Source organism: Sphingomonas sp. (assembly GCF_036402235.1).
GTDB lineage: Bacteria > Pseudomonadota > Alphaproteobacteria > Sphingomonadales > Sphingomonadaceae > Sphingomonas.
Genome location: NZ_DASWTG010000067.1, coordinates 46,122 through 64,496, shown reverse-complemented (window position 1 = coordinate 64,496; position 18,375 = coordinate 46,122). Strand labels below are relative to the sequence as shown.

Annotated in this window: 15 protein-coding genes; 5 read left to right on the top strand and 10 right to left on the bottom strand. The window is 67.2% G+C overall.

The annotated features are described in order from the left end of the window. The 5 genes from VGD28_RS13830 to VGD28_RS13810 all read right to left on the bottom strand — a co-directional run. The coding region (locus VGD28_RS13830; RefSeq protein WP_331028931.1) for a helix-turn-helix domain-containing protein at positions 1 to 143 on the bottom strand (143 nt) is incomplete at its 3' end. Positions 144 to 233: 90 nt separating this feature from the next. Beyond that, positions 234 to 2,012: an IlvD/Edd family dehydratase gene (locus VGD28_RS13825; protein WP_331028929.1), complete on the bottom strand. Its 1,779-nt coding sequence runs from the start codon at positions 2,010 to 2,012 to the stop codon at positions 234 to 236. Position 2,013: 1 nt separating this feature from the next. Then, positions 2,014 to 3,420 (bottom strand): sugar porter family MFS transporter, encoded by a 1,407-nt coding sequence (locus VGD28_RS13820; protein ID WP_331028928.1) that lies wholly within the window; start codon positions 3,418 to 3,420, stop codon positions 2,014 to 2,016. 80 nt (positions 3,421 to 3,500) lie between these two features. Beyond that, the gene (locus tag VGD28_RS13815) at positions 3,501 to 4,550 is read right to left on the bottom strand and encodes a LacI family DNA-binding transcriptional regulator (protein WP_331028927.1); all 1,050 of its coding nucleotides are present in this window, start codon (positions 4,548 to 4,550) and stop codon (positions 3,501 to 3,503) included. Between the two features lie 80 nt (positions 4,551 to 4,630). Then, positions 4,631 to 5,053 carry a DUF6766 family protein gene (locus VGD28_RS13810; RefSeq protein ID WP_331028926.1) on the bottom strand — a complete coding sequence of 141 codons (423 nt, stop codon included), beginning with the start codon at positions 5,051 to 5,053 and terminating at the stop codon, positions 4,631 to 4,633. A 160-nt stretch (positions 5,054 to 5,213) separates the two neighbouring features. On the opposite strand from VGD28_RS13810, the gene VGD28_RS13805 reads away from it, so the two are divergent. The 4 genes from VGD28_RS13805 to VGD28_RS13790 all read left to right on the top strand — a co-directional run bounded on the left by VGD28_RS13805 (position 5,214) and on the right by VGD28_RS13790 (position 9,966). Then, positions 5,214 to 5,726: a hemerythrin domain-containing protein gene (locus VGD28_RS13805; RefSeq protein WP_331028925.1), complete on the top strand. Its 513-nt coding sequence runs from the start codon at positions 5,214 to 5,216 to the stop codon at positions 5,724 to 5,726. Between the two features lie 88 nt (positions 5,727 to 5,814). Further along, positions 5,815 to 8,010 (top strand): hypothetical protein, encoded by a 2,196-nt coding sequence (locus tag VGD28_RS13800; RefSeq protein ID WP_331028924.1) that lies wholly within the window; start codon positions 5,815 to 5,817, stop codon positions 8,008 to 8,010. Positions 8,011 to 8,071: 61 nt separating this feature from the next. After that, the gene (locus VGD28_RS13795; RefSeq protein WP_331028923.1) at positions 8,072 to 8,851 is read left to right on the top strand and encodes an SDR family oxidoreductase; all 780 of its coding nucleotides are present in this window, start codon (positions 8,072 to 8,074) and stop codon (positions 8,849 to 8,851) included. Beyond that, positions 8,848 to 9,966, top strand: a complete 1,119-nt coding sequence (locus tag VGD28_RS13790; RefSeq protein ID WP_331028922.1) for a glycosidase — start codon at positions 8,848 to 8,850, stop codon at positions 9,964 to 9,966. The genes VGD28_RS13795 and VGD28_RS13790 overlap by 4 nt, the downstream gene beginning before the upstream one ends. On the opposite strand, the gene pelA is transcribed toward VGD28_RS13790, so the two are convergent. From pelA to VGD28_RS13765, 5 genes are read right to left on the bottom strand one after another with little or no spacing between them, the layout of a single operon-like run. After that, positions 9,963 to 11,240 (bottom strand): pectate lyase, encoded by a 1,278-nt coding sequence (pelA, locus tag VGD28_RS13785; protein WP_331028921.1) that lies wholly within the window; start codon positions 11,238 to 11,240, stop codon positions 9,963 to 9,965. The genes VGD28_RS13790 and pelA overlap by 4 nt on opposite strands. Before the next feature lie 2 nt (positions 11,241 to 11,242). Further along, positions 11,243 to 12,439, bottom strand: a complete 1,197-nt coding sequence (locus VGD28_RS13780) for a sialidase family protein (RefSeq protein ID WP_331028920.1) — start codon at positions 12,437 to 12,439, stop codon at positions 11,243 to 11,245. After that, positions 12,436 to 13,254 carry a rhamnogalacturonan acetylesterase gene (locus tag VGD28_RS13775; RefSeq protein WP_331028919.1) on the bottom strand — a complete coding sequence of 273 codons (819 nt, stop codon included), beginning with the start codon at positions 13,252 to 13,254 and terminating at the stop codon, positions 12,436 to 12,438. The genes VGD28_RS13780 and VGD28_RS13775 overlap by 4 nt, the downstream gene beginning before the upstream one ends. A gap of 13 nt (positions 13,255 to 13,267) precedes the next feature. Then, positions 13,268 to 14,311 carry a pectinesterase family protein gene (locus tag VGD28_RS13770; protein WP_331028918.1) on the bottom strand — a complete coding sequence of 348 codons (1,044 nt, stop codon included), beginning with the start codon at positions 14,309 to 14,311 and terminating at the stop codon, positions 13,268 to 13,270. Then, a complete protein-coding gene (locus tag VGD28_RS13765; protein ID WP_331028917.1) occupies positions 14,308 to 14,526 on the bottom strand; it encodes a hypothetical protein in 219 nt (72 codons plus the stop codon). Before VGD28_RS13765 ends, VGD28_RS13770 begins: the two co-directional genes overlap by 4 nt. 301 nt (positions 14,527 to 14,827) lie before the next feature. Between VGD28_RS13765 and VGD28_RS13760 the strand changes: the two genes are divergently transcribed. Continuing rightward, complete coding sequence (locus VGD28_RS13760) at positions 14,828 to 18,274, top strand: TonB-dependent receptor domain-containing protein (protein WP_331028916.1); 3,447 nt, start codon at positions 14,828 to 14,830, stop codon at positions 18,272 to 18,274. Positions 18,275 to 18,375: the final 101 nt, after the last annotated feature.

The following is an 18,375-nucleotide window of genomic DNA, read 5'->3' as shown; positions in this document are numbered from 1 at the left end:
CCCGTCTCGCGCAGCCGCTGCGACCACTTCAACGCGCTCGCAACGCTCACCCCGAACGCTGCCGCGACCTCGCGCCCGGATCGGCCCGACAAGACCGCTGCCGCAACACGCTCTCGCAAATCGTCAGAATAGGCTCGTGCTATCCCTGCTGGCCTCCTGCCCAGCCAGCAGCTTGAATCACAATCACACCCTCTTGGGAATCCCCAATCGATTCAGCATAATCAGGACAGACTCTAGTGGTTGTGCCGCGGCACCGTTGCCGAGGTGCCGCGATACTTGACCGCGTACTCGAGCACGCCGCCGGTCGCGAGCTGCCCGGTCTTCTCGCGGTACAGTTCCTCCCACGGCGTCTGGCTCTCGGGGACCGGTGGCGCGGGTGCGGCCCGGCGACGGGCGATCTCGGCCGGGTCGACCAGCGCGTCGCAAGTGCCGGCGTTCAGGTCGATGCGGATGGTGTCTCCGGTGCGCAGCCAGGCGAGGCCGCCGCCCGCTGCGCTCTCGGGCGAAGCGTTGAGGATTGAGGGGCTGTCCGACGTGCCCGACTGGCGCCCGTCGCCGAGCGTGGGCAGGCTGGTGACGCCCGCTTTCAGCAGCGCGTCCGGCGGCTGCATGTTGACGACTTCGGCCGAGCCGGGCCAGCCGAGCGGACCCGAGCCGCGGATGACGAGGATGCAGTCCGCGTCGATCGCCAGCGCGGGATCGTTGATGCGGTGGTGATAGTCGTCCGATCCGTCGAACACGATCGCGCGGCCCTCGAACACGCCCTCGCGGCCGGGCACCGAGAGATAGCGGGCGCGGAACTCGTCGGAGATCACGCTGGTCTTCATGATCGCGAAATCGAACAGATTGCCCTTGAGGACGAGGAAGCCCGCCGCCTGCTTGAGCGGCGCGGCATAGGGCAGGATCACATCGCCGTCGGGCACGGCCGCGTCGGCCACATTGCGCGCCAGCGTCTCGCCGGTCACGGTCAGCGCGCTGCCGTCGATCCTGCCCGCGGCGAGCAATTCCTTGAGCACCGCGGGGATGCCGCCTGCGCGGTGGAAGCGCTCGGAGAGATATTTGCCCGCGGGTTGCATGTTGACGAGCAAGGGCAGGTCGTAGGCCGCCATCCAGTCCTCTGCGGCGATCTCGACCCCGGCGTGGCGCGCCATCGCGACGATGTGCGGCTGGGCGTTGGACGAGCCGCCGATCGCGGTGGTCAGCGCGATCGCGTTGCGGAAGGCGGTGGGGGTGAGGATCTTCGACGGGCGCAGGTCCTCGTACGCGATCTCGACCGCACGGCGGCCGGTGGCGTAGGCGATCTGGCCGCGCTCGCGGTACGGTGCCGGTATCATCGCGCAGCCGGGCAGCGACAGGCCAAGTCCCTCGGCGATCGAATTCATCGTCGAGGCGGTGCCCATCGTATTGCAATGGCCAGCGGAAGGTGCGGAGGCCGCGGCGGCGTCGAGGAATTCGTCCTCGCTGATCTCGCCCGCGCCGAGCTTGCGCCGCGCGCGCCAGATGACGGTGCCGGATCCCACCAGCTCGCCCTCATGCCAGCCGTCGAGCATCGGGCCGCCCGAGAGGACGATCGCGGGGATATCGACGGTGGAGGCCGCCATGACCTGCGCAGGCGTCGTCTTGTCGCAGCCGGTGGTGAGCACGACGGCGTCGATCGGATAGCCGTTGAGCAGCTCGACCAGCCCCAGATAGGCAAGGTTGCGGTCGAGCGCCGCGGTCGGGCGGCGGCAATTCTCGAAGATCGGATGGATCGGGAATTCCATCGGGATCCCACCCGCGTCGCGGATGCCGTCGCGCACGCGCTTCGCCAGATCGACATGGATGCGGTTGCATGGGGACAGGTCCGACCCCGATTGGGCGATCGCGACGATCGGCTTGCCAGAGCGCAGCTCCTCGGGCGTCAGGCCGTAGTTCATGAAGCGCTCGAGATAGAGCGCGGTCATGTCGCTGCGGCCCGGCGCGGCGAACCATTCGCGCGAGCGGAAGGGCCGCGCCGGGGTGCGTTCGGTCATTTCAGCCCTGCATTTCCTCGAGTTCCTTGCCCTTGGTCTCGTGGATGAACTTGCTGACCAGGAAGAAGCTGATGACGGCGCACACCGCATAGAAACTGTAGCTGACCGCAAGGCCGAGGCCAGCTGCCATGATCGGGAAGCTCTGCGCGATCAGATAATTCGAGAACCACTGCGCGAAGCCGCACACGGCGAGCGCCGATCCGCGGATCTGGTTGGGGAACATCTCGCCCAGCATCACCCACATCACCGGGCCCCAGCTGACGTTGAAGAAGATGACGTAGAGGTTGGCGGCGATCACCGCGATGATGCCGAGCTGCTGCGACAGCACCAGCTTGCCGCTGGCATCGAGCGAGCCCTGGCTGAACGCGAAGACCATCGCGAACAGCGTGACGGCCATGCCCGCCGATCCGATCAGCAACAGCGGCTTGCGCCCGATGCGGTCGACCAGCGCGACGGTAACGAAGCAGGCCGCGATCGAAACGAGGCCCGAGACAATGTTGATGAGCAGCGCGTCATTCTCGGTGAAGCCGGCGAGCTGCCACAGCGTCGCGCCATAATAGAAGATCACATTGATGCCGACGAGCTGCTGGAACACCGCGAGCAGTAGCCCCGCCCAGACGATTGGGCGGACGCCGCCCTTCACCGGATCGAGAATGTCGCGCAGCGCCGGACGATGATCGGAGAAGCTCGCCTGGATCTCGGCGAGCTTCTTCGTCGCGGTCTCGGCACCGAACAGGCTGGTGAGGACGCGGGCCGCCTCCTCATTGCGGCCCTTGGAGACGAGGTAGCGCGGGCTTTCGGGGATGAAGAACAGGGCGACGAGGAAGACGGTCGCCGGGATCGCCTGCATCCAGTACATCCAGCGCCACGCCTCGTACCCGCCCCAGAAAATGTTGGTCGAGGCGCCGGCGGTTCGGGCGAGATAATAATTCACCACGAACGCGGCGGTGAGGCCGGAGATGATCATGATCTGCTGCACGGTGGTCATCCGCCCGCGGATGTTGGCGGGCGCGACCTCGGAGATATAGGCGGGGGAGAGCACGCTCGCCGCGCCCACCGCCATGCCGCCCGCGATGCGCGCGGCGACGAAGATCCACTGCTCGTGGCTGAAACCCTGGATCAGCGCGCCAATCAGGAACAGGATCGCGGTCAGGATCATCACGTTGCGGCGGCCCATCAGATCGGCGAGGCGGCCGGCGAGGAAGGCGCCGATGAAGCAGCCGATCAGCAGCGAGCCGACGGTGAAGCCGAGCCCGCCTTCGCTCAACGCAAAGGTCGATTTGAGCCCGTCCTGCGTGCCGTTCACGGCGCCGCTGTCATAACCGAACAGCAAGCCGCCGATCGTCGCGACCGCGACGATGGCGATGATCAGCCCCATATTGGCGCGCGCTGCGACTGCCTCGTTCATTCATCCCTCCCAGCTGCGCCCGGCGCGCCATTGTTAGCGGTAACTTATGCCGTGGCGCCCGCGCCTTTGGCAAGCGCAAACTAGTGTTTCCGCGGTCCCGCGGAATCGCGCAGCACGAGCTCGTAGGGCAGCACCTCGTCTTCGGTGGCCTCTGTGTCGCCCGGCCGCTCGCGCACGCGACGCAGCAGCATGGCGATCGCCGCCTCCGCCATCGCCGAGATCGGCTGGCGGATGGTGGTCAGCGCGGGCCAGATGCTGGTGGCGATCGCCGTATCGTCGAACCCGACGATGCTGAGGTCGCCCGGTATCTGAAGCCCGCGGCGGTGCGCGACGCCGACTGCCGCCGCCGCCATGTCGTCGTTCGACGCGAAGATCGCGGTCGGCGCGCCCGGCCCGTCGAGAATGCGCGCCGCCGCCTCGAGGCCGGAGCGATAGGTGAACAGCCCCTGCTCGACCCGCGCGGCTGCGGGATCGATTCCGGATTCCTTCAGCGCTGCGACGAAGCCGCGGTGGCGCTCGGCGCTCGCGACCTGGTTATAATGCCCCTTGATGAAGCCGATCTCGCGATGGCCGAGCTCGATCAGGTGCCGGGTCATCGCGCGCGCGGCTTCAAAATCGTCGATGCGCACGTTGAGCGTGCCGGTGTCCTGCGATCCCATCGCGATCGCCGCCCAAGGGATGCCGGCCTCGGCGAGCGCGGCGCGCACCGCTGCGGATTCGGACAGCGGTGGGGGAAGCACCACGCCGCGCACCTCGGCATCGATCAGCTGGCGCACCGCTTCCTCCTGTGCCGGCGCGCCATCGTCCTCGCACGCTTCGAGCACGAGGTGGCAGCCGGCCCGCCGCGCGGCCTCGAGCGCACCGATCAGGAACTGGCTGAGATAGCCCGCCGAGGGGTTGGCGTAGAGCAGGCCGATCTGCGCCGCGCCGCCCGCCGCGAGCGAACGCGCGGCGGCATTGGGGCGGTAGTTGAGCTGCTCGACCGCGGCGAGCACCGCCTTGCGCGTGTCCTCGCGGACATTGGTGCCGCCGTTCATCACGCGCGACACGGTCATCGCGGAAACGCCCGCGGCGCGCGCCACGTCCTGCACGGTCACGCCGCCCAAAGTCCTGCGAGTCGAACGGCTCATCAAAATCTCCCGCGCACGGGATATGGGTGGGATGCGCACAATGCAATCAGGCGGGTGATCGACTCCGCGACCAGGCAGTGTCAGGGGAGCGACTGCGCGTCCTCATTATCCGATCCGTGCGGCTGGGCATGGCCGTGCGTGCGCAGATAGCGGCGGTCGATATCGTCGATCATCGCATCGGCGTCCTTGCCGGCCTGGAGCTTGATCAAGGCGTCGATCTTGGCCTCGACGCGGTCGTCATTCTCCTTCGACGCCGACGAGCCGACATAGAGGAAGTAGGCGAGGCCGACGACCTGCCAGAGCAATTGCAGGAATTCCGATTGCCAATTCTCGAACGTGTCGCGGCCCATCACGACGAGGTAGCTTGCGACCTCAGGCTGCTGGCCATGCTCGCTCGCTTCGTTCACAAAAGCGAACCAGCCGAAGATCCAATGGCCCGCGATCGAGATGAGGAAGAACCCGATCGTGATCCAGGCATAGGCGTATTTCTTGGCGGGACTCATTGTCACCTCCATCGCGCGGGAATTGCACGGGTTTGTGCCTGCTTGATACGCCGCGCCGGGTGCGCTGGTTCCACGGCGTCAGCGAGCCATTTTGAGCGGGCGCCGGAACCCGAAAGGGGGCTGGCGCTTTCCTTCCGCATAGCAATCGGGAGTTCAGGTCATGCCGGAACAGGAGTTCACGGACGCCATCGCGCTGCTCAAGGCCGACCACCGCAAGGTCGAGGACTTGTTCGGACAATTTGAGAAGGCCGCCGGGTCGACCGCTAAAGCCCGGATCGCGCAGCAGATCTGCAACGAGCTCAAGATCCACACCATGATCGAGGAAGAGCTCTTCTATCCGGCATTCCGCGGCAAGATCGACAATGACCTGCTTGACGAAGCCTATGTCGAGCATGACGGCGCCAAGGTGCTGGTCAACGATATCGCGGCGGGCAGCCCGGACGACGATTTCTACGACGCGAAGGTGATGGTGCTTTCCGAGGAGATCAAGCACCATGTTCATGAGGAGGAGATGCCGTCCGAAGGCATGTTCGCCCAGTGCCGTAAGGCCGAAGTCGATCTGGTGGAACTGCGCGATGCGATGCTGGCGCGCAAGCAGGAGCTGATGGCGCAGGCGGAAAGCGGTGGCCTTCCCCCCGCCGAACCGCGCGCGGTGAAGCTGCAGCCCGCGTGATTTCGTGCGGCGATCCCGCCGCCGCCCAGGGTCCGGAGGAGCGCCGATGAGCGGAAAGCTTTCCACGCGTCGGCAAGGGGCTTCGGCGGTGCCGGCAAGTCCCCAGGTGCTGATGCTGCGCGAGGAATTGCGCGCCGGATCGATGCGGCCGCTCGGCAAGCTCGCCCTGCGCGATCTGGAGATCGAGGTCGCGGTGGGGCAGGACTCGCTCTGGGCGCTGATCCGCCGCGCACGCAGGGGCGGGATCGCACTTCGCATCGCGCATGCCCCCGGCGGCTGCCGGACGGCACGAACGGCGGCGGCGCGCGACGGCGAAGCGATGCGGATCGAGCTGGAGAGCGTGACCGGCGCGCAGTCGGTGGTGCTGCGGCTGCATGCGGATGAGGTGCCGGTGCTGCGCGTCACCACGACGCTTACGCCCTCGGGAGACGTGCTGATCCCGTTCCTGCCGCGCGACATCTATCCGATCGACGCGCGCGATGATCCCTTGGCTGCCGTCGGCAAGGTCGAGGCGGCGCAACGTGGGCTCAACGGCGGAGTGTGTTATTTCCGGCTGGCCGAACCGGCATTCGGCAGCGTGCTCTATTTCCAGAACTTCACCGCACTCAACCGGCGCTTCAAACATACCGGCACGACGCCCGACGGCGCTGTCGGCGGCGAGTGGCCCGAGCTCGGCTATCTGCCCCCGGCGCCGCCGCAAAGCCCGCAGCCGCCGATCAAGCCTTTGCCAGCGGGCGAGGACGTGATCGTCTATGACGCGCTGCTTGCGGTGCACGACAACATTGATGCGGACGAGGCCGCGATGGCGCAGCGCTATCTCTCGCTGCTCGCCGCGATCTACCGCCGCCTCGAGCTTCCGCGCACCGAGTTCCATGACTGGATCGCGCGCGCCGACCGCTCGCTCCGCGACCTCGACAAGGCGCCGGAGGCGACGATCCGCCATTACGGCTTCCGCTATCTCCACCCCTATACCGCCGCCGAGTATCCGGACTCGATGGCCCAGCTGTCGGTGCTCTCTGCGCTGCGCGACTATGAGGCATGGACGGGCCGCGAGATCCCGCTTCAGGCAGAGCTCGCCCGCGGATTGCGCAAATTCTACGATCCGAAGCTGCGCGCGCTGCGCCGCTATCTTCCCAATGTCGGCAGGGACAAGGACGCCGACGCGGTCGACAGCTGGTATCTCTATCACCCGCTGCTCAACCTCGGCCGCCTCGCGCTGGACGGCGACAAGCGCGCCGAGCGATTGTTCCGCGATTCGATCGACTATGCGATCAAGGCAGCACATCATTTCCGCTACGTCTGGCCGATCCAGTTCAAGGTCGGCGATTTCTCGGTCATCACCGAAGCGCGCAACGACGACGGGCTGGGGCAGACCGATGTCGGCGGCATCTATGCCTATGTCATGCTGCAGGCATTCGAGCTGACCGACGACAAACGCTTCCTCGATGAGGCGCGTGCGGCGATTCGGGCGCTCAAGGGCATGCGCTTCGAGCTCAACTATCAGGCGAACCTCACCGCCTGGGGGGCGGCGGCGTGCATGCGGCTGTGGCGGATCGACGACGACCCCGCCTATCTCGCGCATTCCTATGTCTTCCTCGCCAGCTTCTTCCACAATGCCGCGCTGTGGGAATCGGAGCTGGGGCATGCGCGGCATTACCGTAATTTCATGGGCGTCACCGCGCTGCACGACGCGCCGTACATGGCGATGTACGAATGTTTCGACAGCTTCGCCGCGTTCGAGCATTACCTCAAGGACGGCGGCCCCGATCTCGACGCCGGGGTGCGCATGCTGCTCAGCGAATATTGCCGCTACGCCCTCGACCGGGCCTGGTTCTACTATCCCGACGCCTTGCCGCCCGAGGCGATCGCGCCCGAGCAGCGCGAGAATAACGGGCATGTCGACCGCAAGCTCTCCTTCCCGCTCGAGGACCTGTATGTCGACGGGCAGCAGGCGGGGCAGGTCGGCCAGGAAATCTATGGCTGCGGTGCAGCCTTCGTGTTCGCGACGCGCGCCTTCCACCGCTTTCGCGATGCGCCCTTCACCCTGTTTTGCGACCATTTCCTGCTCGCCGCCGATCGGCCGGGGGAGAGGACGCTGAGCTTCCAGCTCGGCGGTGGCGAGGGGTGCAGCGCGACGCTGATTCTGATCCGCAAGCCGCGGGCCAAATTGCCTGCGGTGAAGGTCGCGACGCTGGGCGGCGATCGCGTGCGCCCGCACGCCGACGGCCAGGACCGGATCACCTTTCACGTGCCGGCAGACGGACGCATTTCGCTGTCCTGGTGACGACGCGCAGGGAACCGAAGCCGCCGCCGCCGCTTGAGAAGAACGATCCGAGGAGTGTGCCGTGCCTGATCTCGCCGAACCCCCTGCCCATGACCTGTCCGACGCGCATACCGAGCAGCCCCGCCTTGCCGGGCGCAAGGCGGTCGTCACGGGCGGCACCACCGGCATCGGCCGGGCGATCGCGGTGCTGCTCGCATCGGAAGGTGCGAAGGTGTTCGTGTGCGGCCGCACGCCCGAGCATCTCGGCGATGCGCTCGAACGCATCCGCGAGGTGGGCGAGGGCGACGGGATCAATGTCGACCTGGCGAAGCGCGAGGATGTCGCGCGTTTCTTCGAGGCGGCCGACAATCATCTCGGCGGCCTCGATATCGCGGTGATCAATGCCGCGGTTCCGGCCGAAGCGATCGCCGACACCGAGGAAGGCGATCTCGACTATCAGATCGCGGTCGATTTCACCTCTTACCTCACCTCGACCAAAGCGGCGCTTGAGCGGATGAAGGCTGGCAGCGATCTGATCCTGATCGGGTCGATGTCGGCGGTGTCGCAGGGACCGGGGGCGTCGATCTATGTCGCGGCGAAGGCGGGAATCCAGGGCTTCGCGCATTCGCTGCGGCAGGAACTGGCGGAAAAGGACATCAAGATCGGGCTGATCGAGCCGGGCTTCACCGGCGCCGATTTCCAGTATCCGGAATTCCCGCCCGAAAAGCAGCGCGAGCTGATCCACAAGGCACAGATGCTGCGCGCCGAGGATATCGCCGCGGCGGCGCACTTCATGCTGACCCAGCCGCGCCGCACTGCGGTGTCGCTGATGCGGGTCGAGACGCGGCGCGAGCATCCATGAGCCGCTTCGCGATCGACCGTCTGGTGTTCGGCCCCGCGGACGTGGATCTGGCGCGCTCGCCGCTCGCCGGGCATTTCGATGCCGAGACCTATGTGCTGGGCGCGTTCAATCCCGGCCTGACGCGGCTGCCCAATGGCAATCTGCTGCTGATGGTGCGCGTCGCCGAGGCGCTGCGCGAACCGATCCGCGATGGCAAGGTGCATGCGATCCGCTGGCAGGACGGCGCCTATGTCCTCGACGGCTGGCCGCTCGACCTTGCCGATACCGCCGACCCGCGCAAGTTCCTGCTGCGCGGCGGAAGGTGGCGGGTGATGGCGTTGACCTCGCTGTCGTGGCTGCTGCCGGTCGAGCTGACGCCCGAGGGGCTGGATGTGGTCGCGGTGCATTACGACAAGGCGATTGCGCCCGAGGGCAGTTTCCAATGCTATGGCGTCGAGGATGCGCGGATCAGCAAGGTCGGCGACGAGTGGCTGATGACAACCTGCTCGGTCAGCCCCGAGCGGCATTCGACGACGCTCTACGCGTCGGACAATGGGCTCGACTGGCGATTCGATTCGATCGTGCTCGATCATCAGAACAAGGACATGCTGATCTTCGAGGGTAAGCCGGGCGGGCAGTACTGGGCGCAGACCCGCCCGCTGGGCGACCTCTACTTCGCCTATCCGCCCGGCAGCGACTGGCGCGCGGGACCGTCGATCAACCTCGCCACATCACCCGATGCGCGGCACTGGCGGCCGCACCTCAACCCCGGCATCCGGCCGCATGCCACCACCGTGGCGACCGCGCGGATCGGCGGGGGAACGCCGCCGATCCTCACGGAACGCGGCTGGCTCACGCTATGGCACGGCGTCGAGCCCAAGGAGATCGTCGGCATCTATCGCACCTATTGGTCGCTGCTCGACCGCGACGATCCGTCGATCACGCTGCATAGCGAGCATGCGCCGTTGCTGGAGGCGAACCCGGAGCTCACCGCGCCGCTCGCCGACCGGATGTATGTCCATGACGTGGTGTTCACGACCGGCATCGCCGACGCCGGCGACCATTATGTCGTCGCGTCGGGCGAGGCGGATCTGGCGTGCCGGATCACGCATATCCCGAAGGGCGTGTTCGCCTAGGGTGCCTTGGCTGCCCATTTCCGGTAGGCCGCGATCGCCTTGGCCGGGCCGGTGCCGACCCAGTTATAGCCGTCGCGCCGCTCGGGGATCAGTTCGTTGACGTCGCTCAGGATGCGGCGGTCCCGGTCGCCATAGATCGGGGTCTGGGTGTCGAGGCTGTAGAAGCGCGACCAGAGCGGCCCGGCGCCGGGCATGGCGACGAGGCGGCGGCCGGGTTTGGGCGTCCACCCGATGTCGCGCAGCGCATGCGCCTCGAGCCAGGCGACGCCGTCGCGCACCGCTGCCACGACTTCGGGCGATCGGTCGGGCTGCTTCATCAGGAAGAGCAGCAGGTCGGCGCTCTCCTCGCTCGCCAGCGATTTGGGCTCGAAATTGCGCGCGCCGGTGGGGGCGAGGGTGAGCGCGTCATGCTGCTGGCCCCAGATGGTGCGCTTGCCGCCGATCACCACCTGGCTGCGCAGGATCGCGTCGCGCGCCTTGGTGGCCGCTGCCGCCGCTTCGCTCGCCAGCGCCGGTGGCACGAAGGCGAAGTCGCCCTTGCGTGCGCCGGTGTCGAGCATCAGCTGCGCCGCGCGAGACACGGCGTCGTCGTTGAAGGTCACGGCATCGTGATAGCCGCCCTGCAGCGGATAGATCTGCGGCCAGCCGCCATTGGGATATTGCGCGCCGAGCAGGTAGCGCAGCCCCTTGAGCGCTGCGGCGCGATAGCGATCGCCCTCCGTGCCGGGCAATGCCGTCTGGACGCGGGCGAGGAAGCGGATCTCCGCCACCGTTGCATTATTGTCGAGCGTGCCGACATAGCGCCAGCCCTTGTCGAGCGAGACGATGTCGCCCGCAGCCTCGGGCGGCAGCTTCTCGATGATCACGAAGCTCTGCCCGCGCAGCCGCGGCGGGGCGTCGCGATTCTGGTTCTTGCCCCAGCCGCCCGCCGGGGTCTGGAAGCTCACAACGGTGTCGGCGATTCGCCGCGCGTCGGGGCCGGCATACCAGCCGGGGGGCCTGTCCATCGGCATGCCGCCGCCGCCCGAAGGACCGTCGGGCGGGCCGGGCGGGATCGCTGCCAGTCCTTTCCGTTCCGCGAGCAGGGCCGCCTTGTCGGCCGCCATCAGCGCGGCGGAGCGGGCGAGATAGGCGCGCCACGCCTCACGCTCGGCGGCGGGCAGCGTGGCGATGCGCGCCTCGGTCAGCGGCTCGGCCGGGGTCATCTGTCCGATCACCTCCGCCGAAGCGGGGACGGCGAGTGCGAGCGCCATCGGAATCGCAAGCAGGCGCATCGTCATTTCTCCTCGTTGGAAGCCGGGCAGCGCGGAAGCCAGGTGCCGGGTCTGGCGGCGAGCGACGCGAGGGGGACGCGCGTCAGCTGCGCATCCTCCTTGTTCGCCGCGTAGCCGACGTACAGATGTCCCTTCCAGATCACGCTCTTGGGATAGGAGTAGCCGGGGCGCTTGTACGTGCCCGCCGCGCGCAGCGGCTGAAGGTCGCCCTTGCCGCGCAGCAGGAACGACCGGTCGAAGCAACGGCCATCACCGCTCAGCGTCACCGCGAGCGGGATGCGGATGCGATCGGCATTGGGCGCGTTGACGAGGAAGGCGGTGCCGTCGGGCAAATTACCCGCGCTCTGCTTGGCGCGCGAATCCGGCATGTTGGTGAGCGCCGGACGCGACCAGCTCTCGCCGCGGTCGCAGCTTTCCGAGGCGAGCTGGCGGAAGCTTTCGGCATGGTCGCGGAACACCATCACCGCGCAGCGCCCGCGCAGGAACAGGCTCGGCTCGATCTCGCGGCTGAACTTGCCGGCATCGGGGCCGGTCAGCGGCAGATTGTCCATCCGCCCGCGCACCCAGCCGGAGATGCCGAGCGGATCGTCGGTGAAGAAGGGTGCGACGATCAGGCCGGGCCTTGTGTGGAAGGCGGTGACGATGCGGCCATCGGGCAGGCGATGCGGATCCTGCTCGATCACGCCCTCGACCGGCTTGCCGTCGCGGCCCATCACGCGGCGCGGCGCGCTCCAGTGCTCGCCGTCGGCACTGGTCATGTACTCGGTATAGCCGCCCGCCTTGGACTGGAAGCCGGTCGGCCAGACGTTGATATAGGCGACGAGCGTCTTGCCGTCGGTCCACCAGCCGCCGTTGGAGTGCATCACGCCGCCGCTGCCCGGCCCGCGTAATTTCCGCGGGGCGCCCCACGTCAGGCCGTCGCGGCTGACGGCATAGGGGACCCAGGTATCGGCGGTGTCCTCGTGCAGCGCCGAGCTCTGCCATTGGGCGTAGAGCCTGCCCTTGAAGCCGATCAGCACCACGCCGTTGGAGAAGCGGTCGCCGACGCCGCCGGGGGCGTAGATGGTGGCGGTCTCGGTCCCCGCGGGCGGCGCGAGGCCGAGATCGGGCTGCGCGGGATCGAACACGCCGGGCGCGACAGCATAGGGCGGCGTATCCGCAGCCGCGGCGAGCATCAGCAGAAGCGCCGGCCCGATCATCGGATCAGCACGCGCCGCATCCCGGGGACGGCCCTGGCCAGTTCGCCGGCCATCATCCTCGCGAAATAGTCGGCGCCCTCGCGCCCGAGATGCGTGCGGTCGAACGCGAGTTTCGGGCGCGCCGCAGGATTGACCACCACCTCGGTCGCTTGCGGGGGCTTGGGCGCGGCCGGCGCGGCGGGCTTTGGCGCCTGCGCGAAACGGTCGGCGGCTTCCTCGCCCATCGCCTGCACCGCCGCCGCGCTGCGCGCATTGAGATCGACCAGCGCGACCTTCTTCTGGGCGGCGACGCGGCGCACAGCTTCCGCCCAGGGCGCGAGGTCGTTCTGTAGCCTCCCGTCCGTGAAGCTGCGCCGGGTAAGCGGTGTCACCAGCACAGGAACCGCGCCCGCCGCACGCACCTCGTCGACATAGCGCGCGAGGTTGGCGGGGAATTCGATGGCGAGATCGGTCGAGCGGCCGGGCTTGCCGGGCTGGTCGTTATGGCCGAACTGGATCAGCACCCAGGTCCGCGCCGCGCCGCCCTTGCGCACCTGCTCCAGCGCAGCATCCCACAGCCCCTCCGCGCGGAAGCTGCCCGAGCTGCGCCCGCCGCGCGCGAGGTTCACACAGGCGGCTTCGGGCTTCACATGCGCGGCGCAGAAGCTGCCGCCCCAGCCGCTGCTGCGCGCGACGGTCGAATCGCCGATCAGGAAGACCCGGTAGCGCGCATGCTGCGTTTCGGCCGGCGCCGGGGCGGGGGCGGGCGTGCCCGACTGGGCCGCTGCGGCGAGCGGCAGCAGCAGGCCGGCGCACAGGATCAAGGTGCGGGTCATCGTCTCTCCATCGTCACGCCGGATGCCAATCGCCGAACGCCTGCTCGCGACTGAACCACCGCAGATGGATGCTGTCGAGCATCTTCCGGGTAAAGCTGGCAGTCCCCGCGCCGGGGCCGGTGCTGGCATGCTCGAACAGCCGTGCCTCGGCCGGAGTGAGCTGACGGCGGATGCCCTCGGGATCGGTATAGCCCATCCACGTCCAGCCATCGCGGCGGATGTGCGAATCCATCCAGCACGCATCGAACAGCGCCGCGCCGGTGAGGCGCATGTTGCCGCCCGCGCGCCAGGGGCGGCCGAGCCAGACGCTGTCGTCGGGCAGCCCGGGCTCGCGCGTCAGCCGGGAATCGCGGAAGATGAGGCCTGCGGGTAGCTCGACCGGGGTGCTCGGCGCGGCGACGAAGCCCTGTATCTCCGCGCCCGGCACGAAGCGCGAGCGGATCTCGCAGCGCTCGAAGATCGCGGTCGCGCCGCCGAAGATGAAGTCGACATTGCCGCTGATCGTGCAGCCGGTGAACAGCGCGCGGCAGCTCTCCTGCACATAGAGCGTATCCTGATAGCCCTCGATCGCGCAGTTGCGCACGACCGCGCGGTCGGCGCCGCGCGCGACCGACAGCGCCACCGCCTGCGCGCCGTCCACCGCGCCGATGCGGGCATTGCCGGGATAGTCGAAGCTGTTGCGGATGGTGAGGTTCGACAGGGTGACGCCGGGCGCGGTGACGGTGAGCGTCGCAGAACCGCCGGTGCCCCATTTCCTCCCCTGCGGATCGGCGAGGCCCGATGCGGCACCGAAGCTGAGGATGCTTGCTGGCCCGGTGCCGGACAGATGCAGGTCGGGAATGTCGAGCTTGAGCTTCTCCGCGTACACACCCGGCTCGACTCGGATATGTACGGGACGCCCGAGGGAGCGAGCATGGTCGAACGCCGCTGCCAGAGTCGAGAAGGTTCCCGTGCGGCCCGACCTGCCCACCACCAGATCGGCGCGCGATGCCGCCTTGGCTTGGGAGACGGCCGCGAGTGCGGCGGTGCCCGCGATCAGCGTGCGGCGGCCGATCATGCGAACTGTTCCGCATCCAGAGTCACGACCTTGCCCGGGCCGGCAGGAAGCGCTTCGATCCGGGTGCCGGCGCGCGCGGCGTAATAAAGTGCACGAAGGTTTAGCGAGGAGCGTGACGAGATTGACACCGGTGACAACGGTGACAATGGGGCAATGGAGGCGGCTTTGAGCAGTGTTCTGAGGCCGATTCCGGCGCGACTCGTATCGGTTGCCATATCCAATCCCGGTTTGCCGGTTCGCCAGAGCCTTCCGTGATTCTGGATCACAAGCACTTGATATTCCCGCATTAACTTATGGATGACATTGGATATTGCACCAATGACACCGGTGGACTATTGCTATCGCTAACATCCGGTGCCGTCCAGCAGGGAAATAGGGACGGAACGGCTGTACCGAGGGGAGAGGATCAGCGACGAAAGGCGAGCGCCGCAGCCACCAGGCTTTGCGGACAGCTGAGCCACGCCGCCTGCCAACCTCCCTCCTCCGGGCACATCCGAGAGGTTCAAGGGAGGGAATATGATCGACATTCGCCGCAACAAGCGTGCAGGATTTGGCGCCGGAGTCTCGCGCGGTGCGCTGATGGTCGCGGGGATCCTCGCAGCAGCACCGGTACTCGCGCAGACATCGGCGGCGCCAGCGATCGAGGCGCCGCAGGAGGCCGGCGGCGGTGCCGAGGGCGAGGAAGTGATCATCCAGGGCTATCGCGCGTCGCTGCGCAGCGCGATCAACGAAAAGCGCAACGCGACGGTGCAGATCGACGCGATCAATGCCGAGGACATCGCCGATTTCCCTGACACCAACCTTGCCGAATCGCTCCAGCGCCTGCCCGGCGTGTCGATCGACCGCGACAATGGCGAGGGGCGCACGATCACCGTGCGCGGCCTGGGGGGCGACTTCAACCGCACCCGCCTCAATGGGCTCGAGGCACTGTCCACCGCGGGCGCGAACGACGCCGGCACCAGCCCCAATCGGACCCGTGCTTTCGACTACAGCACCTTCGCCTCCGAGCTGTTCAGCTCGCTGAAGGTGCAGAAGACCCCGTCGGCGGAGACCGACGAGGGCTCGCTCGGCGCGACGATCGACCTCCAGACCGGGCGCCCGTTCGATTACAAGGGCAACAAGTTCGCGCTGTCGGCCGAGGGCAGCTATCAGGGGAACAGCAAGAAGTGGAACCCGCGCCTCGCCGGGCTCGCCTCGACGCGCTTCCTCGACGATACGATGGGGCTGTTGCTGTCGGTGGCGTGGAGCAAGTCGAAGAACGAGCTCGACCAGTATCGCCGCGGGCCGGGTTCGTCCGACTATGTCTATCGCGGCACGCAATGGGCGGGGGACGAGAACCCGCAGCGCGCTGGGTTTGCCGCCCCCGCCGGCACCAGCTTCGGCAGCGCGGTGACCAATCCCGAAGCGATTGCGGCGCTCACGGGCTCCAATGCCGCGGCCTATGCCAAGCTCTATCCCGGCGCACCGTTCAGCACCCCGGGCCGCTTCGATGATTCGCTGGTGCGCTTCCCGGCGCTCGCCTCGATCGAGCAGCAGGATGTGGAGAATGAGCGGATCGGCGTGACGCTGGCCTATCAGTGGCAGATCGGCGACCGCACGCGCATCAGCCTCGACGGTGCCTATTCGAAGTTCGAGAACAAGAGCACCTACAACCAGGTCTCGTCAGTCGGCCTCAACCGAAACAACACCAACGCGACCTATAACACCGCGACCAACTCGATCACGCCCGCCGCGGCGCGCGCGCTCTATCCGGGCTTGTGCGTCCCCACCGGTCCCTCGGCGCTCGCGCCCGAGCAGGATTGCGGCCAGGCGCTCTACGGCACCACGCCCGCCTTCTCGACCGCGGTCAACGCATCGGGCGCGGTGGTGCCGTCGATCCTGGGTGCGGCGGCGGTGGTTCCGGGCGGGACTAGCCCGGGGACCGCGAACATCTTCAGCGTCAACCCGTTCAATCTCGATCCCTATGACTATTACAACAACCCGCGTTCGGTGGGGTATATCCCCTCGACCAATCGCCTTGCCTATCGCGGTGCGCTGATCGGGCGGCCGGCGGTCGAGGTGCTCGACGCCAACGTCACCAACGGACTCGCCGACTATCTGGCGCTGCGCAACGTCGATTTCCGCTCGGCGGCCGACCAGAGCAGCTACACCACCCAGTTCAAGCAGGGCTCGATCGACCTTACCCATGAGTTTTCCGATGTCTTCAAGGCGCGGGTGATCGCCGGCCTGTCCGAATCGACCAACTTCACCCAGGGGCTGCTGGTCGAGTTCAACCGCATGGATAGCCCGGGCAGCTTCGTCTATGACGAGCGCGGCGACGGCAAGATGCCAGTCATCAACTTCGGCTTCGACGCGGCCAATGCGGCAAACTGGGAAGTGGTCAAGGGCTTCTCGGCGATCCGCCACTATCAGCGCTTCGTCAAGAACACCTACAAGCAGGCCAAGGCGGATTTCGACTGGCAGGTGAACGAGGAACTCAACCTCGGCTTCGGCGCCAATTACCGCAAGTTCGGATTCGAGACCGAGCTGTGGGAGCGCAACAACGACCTGCTCAACCCCACGCTCAAGGAAGCCGGCGTCACCACGTCGAGCGTCGCGCGCACGATCCAGTTCGGCCAGGGGCTGAACGTGCCCGAGGGGACGATGACCAGCTTCATCGTGCCGAGCATTTCGGGCTTTCAGCAGTTGTTCGACTTCACCTGCAACTGCATCAACAAATGGGGCGACTGGCGCCTGACCAACAAGCGCAATGGCGGGCGCGAGAATTTCGGGGTGCAGGAAGAGGATCTGGGATTCTACTTCCAGTTCGACTGGAATACCGAGCTGTTCGGCCGCCCGTTCCGCGGCAACGCCGGCACGCGCGTCGCGATCACCGACGTGACCTCCAACGGCACCACGCCGGCGGGTCGTGCGATCGTCGGCACCAACCGCTACACCGATTATCTGCCGTCGATGAACCTGGTCTATGAACCGATCGACAAGCTGCTGGTGCGTTTCGGCGCGTCGAAGGTGATGGCGCGCCCGATGCTCGGCAACCTCTCGCCGTCGATCTCCGCGATCTCGGTGCCCAACACCGGCGCGGTTGATGGCGCATCGCTGACGATCGGCAACCCGCAACTGGCCCCCTTCCGCTCGACCAACCTCGATGCCAGCATCGAATGGTATTTCGCGCCGGGCGGCCTGATCTCGATCGCGGGGTTCCAGAAGCAGATCGAGAGCTTCCCGCAGACCGTGCTGTTCGCCGGGCCGCTGTCGAACTTCGCCGATGCCGAGACGATCGCGGCGATCCGGGCCCAGTTCACCAACGCGAACCAGATCGCCTATCTCGACGCCAATCGCCCGTTCGTCGCACGCCAGTTCCGCGACGCGCCCGGCGGCTGGCTGCGCGGGTTCGAGGTGAGCTTCCAGATGGATTTCACCTTCCTGCCCGGGTTCCTCAAGGATTTCGGCGCGCAGGTGAACTATACGCACATCGCATCGGAGCTGAACTACATCCTCGACCCGGGCACGCAGGCAAGCTCGACAGCGACCCCCACGCCGCGGGTCACCGGCAAGAGTCCGTTCCTCAACGTCTCCCCCGATGCGATCAACGCGACGCTCTATTATGAGACCAAGAAGTTCCGCGCGCGCGTCTCGGTGGCGCACCGCAAGGGCTATTCGACCACCTATCCGATCGCGGCGGGCGCGTGCAGCCCTGGCCTGACCAACAATCCTGCGAACCCGTCGGTCGCGGGCACCGAGTGCAACGGCCCGCTGATCAACGACTTCGTCTACAGCCGGTCGACCACGAACGTCGATGCCTCGGCCAGCTACAAGATCACCCCCTGGGCCTCGCTCACGGTGGAGGGGCTGAACCTCACCAACCAGCCGAGCGAGCGCTATGCCTATCAGGGCCAGGAAGCGGTGACTCAATATGCCAGCTCCGGCCGCATCTATCGCGCCGGCATGCGGTTCAGCTTCTAGGGACTTCCGCCGGCAGACCTCTCTCAAGGCGGTGCGCCGGTTCGGGCCCTGGCCCGGCCGGCGCCTTTTTATGTGCGGCGTGAAGCGGTATGGGCGGGCGC

Bases quoted from the DNA above. Each gene is read 5' to 3' on its own strand.
- VGD28_RS13760 (WP_331028916.1), top strand. From the start codon at position 14,828: ATGATCGACATTCGCCGCAACAAGCGTGCAGGATTTGGCGCCGGAGTC.
- VGD28_RS13770 (WP_331028918.1), bottom strand. From the start codon at position 14,311: ATGATCGGCCGCCGCACGCTGATCGCGGGCACCGCCGCACTCGCGGCC.
- pelA (WP_331028921.1), bottom strand. From the start codon at position 11,240: ATGCGCCTGCTTGCGATTCCGATGGCGCTCGCACTCGCCGTCCCCGCT.
- VGD28_RS13790 (WP_331028922.1), top strand. From the start codon at position 8,848: ATGAGCCGCTTCGCGATCGACCGTCTGGTGTTCGGCCCCGCGGACGTG.
- VGD28_RS13805 (WP_331028925.1), top strand. From the start codon at position 5,214: ATGCCGGAACAGGAGTTCACGGACGCCATCGCGCTGCTCAAGGCCGAC.
- VGD28_RS13775 (WP_331028919.1), bottom strand. From the start codon at position 13,254: ATGACCCGCACCTTGATCCTGTGCGCCGGCCTGCTGCTGCCGCTCGCC.
- VGD28_RS13815 (WP_331028927.1), bottom strand. From the start codon at position 4,550: ATGAGCCGTTCGACTCGCAGGACTTTGGGCGGCGTGACCGTGCAGGAC.
- VGD28_RS13825 (WP_331028929.1), bottom strand. From the start codon at position 2,012: ATGACCGAACGCACCCCGGCGCGGCCCTTCCGCTCGCGCGAATGGTTC.
- VGD28_RS13810 (WP_331028926.1), bottom strand. From the start codon at position 5,053: ATGAGTCCCGCCAAGAAATACGCCTATGCCTGGATCACGATCGGGTTC.
- VGD28_RS13780 (WP_331028920.1), bottom strand. From the start codon at position 12,439: ATGATCGGGCCGGCGCTTCTGCTGATGCTCGCCGCGGCTGCGGATACG.
- VGD28_RS13820 (WP_331028928.1), bottom strand. From the start codon at position 3,420: ATGAACGAGGCAGTCGCAGCGCGCGCCAATATGGGGCTGATCATCGCC.
- VGD28_RS13765 (WP_331028917.1), bottom strand. From the start codon at position 14,526: ATGGCAACCGATACGAGTCGCGCCGGAATCGGCCTCAGAACACTGCTC.